This window comes from uncultured Nevskia sp. (assembly GCF_903885465.1).
GTDB lineage: Bacteria > Pseudomonadota > Gammaproteobacteria > Nevskiales > Nevskiaceae > Nevskia.
The window spans coordinates 1-5,750 of record NZ_CAISIQ010000535.1 but is presented as its reverse complement, the minus strand read 5'-3'; the positions used below and the strand labels follow the sequence as shown (position 1 = coordinate 5,750).

Genomic DNA, 5,750 nt, shown 5'->3' with positions numbered 1-5,750 from the left:
GCGCGGTCAGGCCGAAGGCGAGATGAATGGGGCGACGTTTCACGAGGTCTGGAAGCTCCGCACGGTAAGGCCGCGATGGATCAGCAGCGCGAATGCCGCGACCATCGCCAGCCCATAGAACAGGTGAGTGAAATCGCGGCGCGGAATCCGTTCGCGATATTCCAGCGGCAGGTTCTGCTGGCGCTCGATCTCGGCCACCGCTTTCGAGACCGCGTCCGGGCTTTCCGCCTCGAACACCTTGTAAGTGGTCGGCAGCGTCTTGAAGAAGCGGTGCATCGCCACGTCGGTGATCAGGCCAACGGCTTCCGGTTCCTTCTCGTCATCGAGCCGGGGCCAGTTCGCCGAGCGCAGGTAAAGCCAGTCCAGCGCCACCCGATGCTTGGCCATGCCCTCGCGGATGCGCTGGCGCGTCACATCGTCGATCTCCGCAGCGCCATCGGAGACCAGCAGGATCACCCGGCTGCCCGAGTACACGCGGCCCTCGAACTGGCTCAGCGCGGCGATCAGGCCGCGGCCGAGATCGGTGCCCGGCAGGCCGTTGGAAATGCCGGCGGCGGCGATGCCGGCCTGGATCACTTCCGGCGACTGCGAGAACGGCGTGACGCGAAACGGCGCAGCACCGAACATCAGCAGCGAGAAGCGATCTTCCTTGCGCCGCTCGACGAAGCGGGACAGCGCTTCACGGGCGACATTGCGCTTGCGCAGCGGGCTGTCGCGGCGGCGCTTCGGATGTGCGCCGCGGGCCACCATCTCGTCATCCATGCTCAAGGACGAATCGAACAGCACGACGATTTCCGCGCCGCGGCCGATACGCTCCACTTCCCATTCCGGCCGGCCGGGCCGGGCCAGCGCCAGCACGGTGGCAAAGATCGCCAGCACCGCGGCCGCGCGGCCGAGCCGTTCGATCCAGCGGCCGAGCGAATCCTCCGGCAGCCACGGCAGGGAGGAGAAGGTCAGCTCTTCGCGGCGCCGACGCAGCAGCGGCAGCAGCGCCAGCGGCAACAGCAGCAGCGCCCAGGGCTGGGCGAAATCTAGTGGCAGCGCGGGCAGCCCGTCGATCATGCTTCGTGCTGCTTCTCGATCGTCCGCAACTGCGCGCACAGCGCGTTTGGCGACAGGCTCGCGCCGTCACGGCCGCCGAAGAAGCGCGCGGCGGACTCGGCGTAGAAGCGCTCGATGACATCGCGCGCAGCCTCCAGATGCGGCGCGGCGCGGAACAGCAGCGCCAGCGTTGCCGGCTGCACGACTCTGCCAGCCGTCGCGTCGAAAGCCTGATGGAGGCAACGCCAAGCAGCATCGGAATCGGCTTCGGAATCCGGTGCCAGATGACGCAGCTCGCGCCGCGCACGGGCGAACGGCAGCCGCTCGGAAGCCTGCCATTCGCGCCAGCGCCACCAGGCCAGCCAGGTCAGCAGCACGGCGGCGAGCGCAGCCAGCACCAGCTTCAGCGGATGGCGAATCGCATCGGTATCGATCACCGGCGCCGGACGATCCGGCTGCAAGGCGCGCAACGCGCCCTTGTTGCTGATCTGCGCGGAAGTGATCGCGCCGACGGTGATCGGCCAGTCCGGCACGTCGATGAACAGATCCGGTGTCGTCGTACGCAGCTTCAGCTTCGGCAGGGCAATGACATCGACATCCTTCGAGGCATTGACGATCTGGTACTCCATGACCAGCCAGCGGGTGCCGTCGGCATGCCGCTCGACCTTGGTCGCGCGCCGCGCGATCCAGACGCCATAGCGATCGCGGCCCGGCAGTTCGGCCAGTTCCACCGGCTTGCCATCGACGCTGAGCTGCACCTTCTGCAGCAGCAGATCGCCGACCAGATACCCATAGGCGCGCGGATTTTCGACCGGCGTACGCGGCGGAGGGCGCAGGGCGGCTTCAGCAGCGGCCAGCGCTTCCGGTGTCGGTGGCACGTAGCCTTCAGCAACTGGGCCTTCCGCGATCGGCATCTGCGCAGCTTCAGGCGCTGGAGCGGCCGCGGGTTCCGGTGGCGGCACGGCTGGCGCCGGCTCGGTTTTCACCGTCGCTGCGTCGATCGCCGCCGCTTCCTCGGCGGCTTTGCGCTCGGCTTCGGCCGCGGCTGCCGCACGCTTTTCCGGGCGCGGATCGAACACCGCTTCGCCCTTGAACGGCGGTTGGTAGTCGCGGTTCGGCGGGTCCTGCGCGACGGCGCACAGCGGCATTGCAAGGACGAAGACGAGTACGGCGCTCGCGCGGCTCATGCGTTCGCCTCGAAGAAATATTCCGACATCGCATCGGCATCGAAAGCGCCCTGCGCCCAGAACGGTCGCAGGCCGCGATTCGAGAAGAAGGTCTGCAGGCTGGCGCGGCGTTCGGCGACGGCATCGCGCCATTGCTCGCGCAGCTTGGGCCGCAGCCACATCGTTCGCCGCGCCGCGGTTTCGGCATCGCGCAGCGCGATCAGGCCATTGGCGGGCGGCGGCTCGGTTTCGGCCGGGTCCCAGAGAATCACTGGCACGATGTAGGCGCGGGACAAGGTATCCAGCGCTTCATCGAGCCGGGCCAGCGGGAAGTGGAAATCGGAGGCCAGGAACACCAGACACTGACGGCCGGCGAGCCGCTGCAAGGCTTGCAACAGGCCTTCCACCGGATCGCCGCGATGGCGCTCGCCAGCCTCGGCATGTTCGACCAGCGCCGGGTTTTCGAGTTGGGCTGCCATCACGTGGCCGACGCCGCGGCTCAAGGAGGCGGGCACGTAAAGATCCTCGCGCTCGACGGTATCGAAAGCGACCATGCCGGCCGCGTCACCGACGCGAAACGCGCTGGCGCCGATCGCCCGCGCAAGATCGGCGAGCACCGCGAGCTTGGAGCGGCGCGCGCCGAACAGCATCGACGCCGAGACATCGGCGACCAGTTGCACCGGCACGCCGACTCGCTGGCGCATCACCCGCACCAGCCACTCGCCGCGGACGTCCCGTATCGACGCGCGGACATCGAGCCGGCGCGGATCGGGATGGCTGAACAGCGGCGCATGGGTGACGAATTCCTGGCCATTGCCGTGGCTGGTGCCCGGATGCGAGCCCGGCCGCTGACCGCCGGCGCGCATCGGCAGGCGATAGTAGAAATCGCTGGCCTGGCTCATCTCAAGGCGCCGGGACACGCTCGAGAATCTGCGCGACCAGTGCATCGGCCAGTTCGGCGCGGCGCAGTTCGTAGACCGGCGTGAAGAACACGCGATGGACCATCGTCGACGGGAACACCGCCTGGATGTCGTCCGGCACCAGATAGTCGCGGCCGGCGAGCCAGGCGACGACGCGGGCTGCGCGCACCAGTGCCGACACGCCACGCGGGCTGGCACCGGCGAGGATCAGCCGGCGCATGTCGACGTTGTCGATCTGGATGCCGGCGGCCAGCGGATTGCGCGTTGCTTCCCACAGCGCAAGCACATATTTTTCCAGCGCTTCGCTGGCCCGCACCGAAGCCTGGATGCCGGCGCCGATCTCGTTCAGCTGCTCCCAGGGCAGCAGACCGGCGGGCACGGTTTCGATCAGGCGATCGCTGTCGTGGAAGGCCGGATCGAAAGCCAGTGCGCGACGGATCGCCGGATCGCTCGGCGTGGCCATGCGCAGTTCGAACATGAAGCGGTCGCGCGCGGCAGAGGCGAGTTCGAAGGTTTCCTCACGCTCGATCTTGTTGCGATCAGCGAACACGGTCATGTGCGGGAACCGGTATTCGCGATTGAACGCCGATACCGTGCGCTCGGCCATCGCGCGCAGCAGCAGCGATTGCACCTGCGGACGGGCGCGGTTGATCTCGTTGAAGAAGAACGTCACCAGCCGCTCGCCGTGGCGCAGCAGCGGACCGGGATCGATGCGCGGGCGGCCTTGATCATCGACATAGGTGTGATAGATCAGATCGCCCGGCAACAGATCGACGGTGCCTTCGACTCTCTCGAAATCGCCACCGATGGCCCGCGAGAACGCGCGCAGCACCGTGGTCTTGCCGACGCCGACATCGCCTTCGAGTAGCACATGGCCGCGGGCGAACAGCGCGATGTTGATCAGCCGCACGGTATCCGGCTGGCCGATCACTGCACGGCCCACTTCCGTCTCGATCTTCAGCGCCTGGTTGCGCCAGTCCTGCAGCTGCTCATCGGCAATCTTCGACATCGAGTCGCGCTCGTACGTGATGGCCGCGCGGTATCGGCGCGCAGCGGGGACGGATCAGGGAGTCGGGATCAGGAGAAAGCAGGCGCGTGCGCAAGCAGCACCCGGGCAGCGCCGGGCACGTGGCTGCGATCGACAACGAACGGCCGGGCAGACGGCAACCGGGTCATGCGAACTCCTCCAGAACTTTGCGGGTGCCTCGTTGGGCACCCGTCGAATGACCCGAAGTTAACGCAGATTGGCGCGGCCGTGGCGCAGTGCGCGCCCCTGTGTCGACAGGCGTCGACTGGTGCGCCGAGGTGTCCCGCACGCGAACCACTTGGGGCTCGCCTGCGGATTTCTCAGAGTAGCGGTGAGGACGTATCCGGCCCCTTGATACGGGCATAGGCAGCCAGCGCGCGCTCACGCGATTCGCTCAGGGAAACGATCGGCTTCGGATAGTCCTGACCCGGCGAGAACTTCGCAGCCAGCCAGATCGCTGGCTTCGCTTCCCAGGGTGCGTGCAGGCTGGCGTCGGGCAGCTTGGCGATCTCCGGCACCCAGTGACGAAGATAGACGCCGGCGCCGTCGAACTTCCCGCTCTGCAGCACCGGATTGAAGATGCGGAAGTACGGCGCGGCATCGGCACCGCAGCCGGCGCTCCACTGCCAGCCGAGCGAGTTCTGCGCGAGGCTGGCGTCGACCAGGGTGTCCCAGAACCAGCGCGCGCCTTCCTGCCAGGGAATCAACAGATTCTTGGTCAGGAAGCTGGCGACGATCATTCGCACCCGGTTGTGCATCCAGCCGGTGGTCCACAGCTGGCGCATGCCGGCGTCGACGATCGGCACGCCGGTGCGACCGCGCTGCCAGGCGCGCAGATCGTCCGCGTAGTCCTTGGCCTCGCGCCACGGAAACGCCGCGAACTTCGGATACAGCGGCTGATCCGGCGTGGTCGGGAAATGGAACAGCAGGTGATGCGAAAACTCGCGCCAGCCCAGTTCGCGGATGAAGTGCTCGATGTTGCCGGTCAGCCCCTTCACCTGCCGCTCGCCGACCAGCCGCCGCGTGTGATGGACCAGTTGCACCGGGCCGATCTCGCCGAAGTGCAGATGCGGCGACAGGCGCGAGGTTGAAGCCTGCGCTGGCAGATCGCGCTGCTCCTTGTAGTGCGCCGCGCCATCACTGCAGAAGGCTTCGGTCTGCGCCCAGGCGCCGGCTTCGCCGGGTGTCCAGTCCGCGTAGAAACCGTCATCCCAGCGGATCGTTGGCAGCAGCTTCAGCTTGTCGATGCCGAGGCCGGCCGGAATCTTCTTCGGCACCGGGATCTGTTTCGGCGCGGCCAGCGGTTCACGCACCGCGCGGGCGCCGGCATTGCGCCAGAACGGCGTGAACACGCGGTAGGGATCGCCACCGCCGGTCTTGATTTCCCAGGGCTCGACCAGCAGCGCCGAGTTGTGGCTTTCGGCGTCGAGGCCATCGTCGCGCAGCGCCTGCTTGATCCGCGTATCGCGAGCGATCAGCGCCGGCTCGTACAGACGGTTCCAGTGCACGGCCGTCGCGCCGGTCTCCTTCACCAGCTTGCGCAGTTCGGCCAGCGAATCAGCGCCTGCGCGTATCACCAGCGGCGCGCCGAGGGCG

The 5,750-nt window shown here is 67.5% G+C and carries 5 protein-coding genes; all 5 read right to left on the bottom strand.

Annotation, left to right across the window (positions count from 1 at the left end):
- Positions 1-39: 39 nt before the first annotated feature.
- On the bottom strand, positions 40-1,062 hold the full coding sequence (locus QZY06_RS20735; protein ID WP_295687811.1) for a vWA domain-containing protein: 1,023 nt from the start codon (positions 1,060-1,062) through the stop codon (positions 40-42).
- Positions 1,059-2,228 (bottom strand): hypothetical protein, encoded by a 1,170-nt coding sequence (locus QZY06_RS20730; protein WP_295687808.1) that lies wholly within the window; start codon positions 2,226-2,228, stop codon positions 1,059-1,061. The genes QZY06_RS20735 and QZY06_RS20730 overlap by 4 nt, the downstream gene beginning before the upstream one ends.
- Entirely contained in the window at positions 2,225-3,109 is an 885-nt protein-coding gene (locus tag QZY06_RS20725; RefSeq protein ID WP_293388376.1) for a hypothetical protein, read from the bottom strand. The genes QZY06_RS20730 and QZY06_RS20725 overlap by 4 nt, the downstream gene beginning before the upstream one ends.
- 1 nt (position 3,110) lies before the next feature.
- Positions 3,111-4,136 carry a MoxR family ATPase gene (locus QZY06_RS20720; protein WP_295687806.1) on the bottom strand — a complete coding sequence of 342 codons (1,026 nt, stop codon included), beginning with the start codon at positions 4,134-4,136 and terminating at the stop codon, positions 3,111-3,113.
- 338 nt (positions 4,137-4,474) lie between these two features.
- Positions 4,475-5,750, bottom strand: a 1,276-nt coding sequence (locus QZY06_RS20715; protein WP_295687805.1) for a deoxyribodipyrimidine photo-lyase, incomplete at its 5' end; no start/stop codon positions are given.

What these genes read in the sequence shown, in the direction of transcription:
- QZY06_RS20735 (WP_295687811.1), bottom strand. Translation starts at nt 1,062, where the DNA reads ATGATCGACGGGCTGCCCGCGCTGCCACTAGATTTCGCCCAGCCCTGG.
- QZY06_RS20730 (WP_295687808.1), bottom strand. Translation starts at nt 2,228, where the DNA reads ATGAGCCGCGCGAGCGCCGTACTCGTCTTCGTCCTTGCAATGCCGCTG.
- QZY06_RS20725 (WP_293388376.1), bottom strand. Translation starts at nt 3,109, where the DNA reads ATGAGCCAGGCCAGCGATTTCTACTATCGCCTGCCGATGCGCGCCGGC.
- QZY06_RS20720 (WP_295687806.1), bottom strand. Translation starts at nt 4,136, where the DNA reads ATGTCGAAGATTGCCGATGAGCAGCTGCAGGACTGGCGCAACCAGGCG.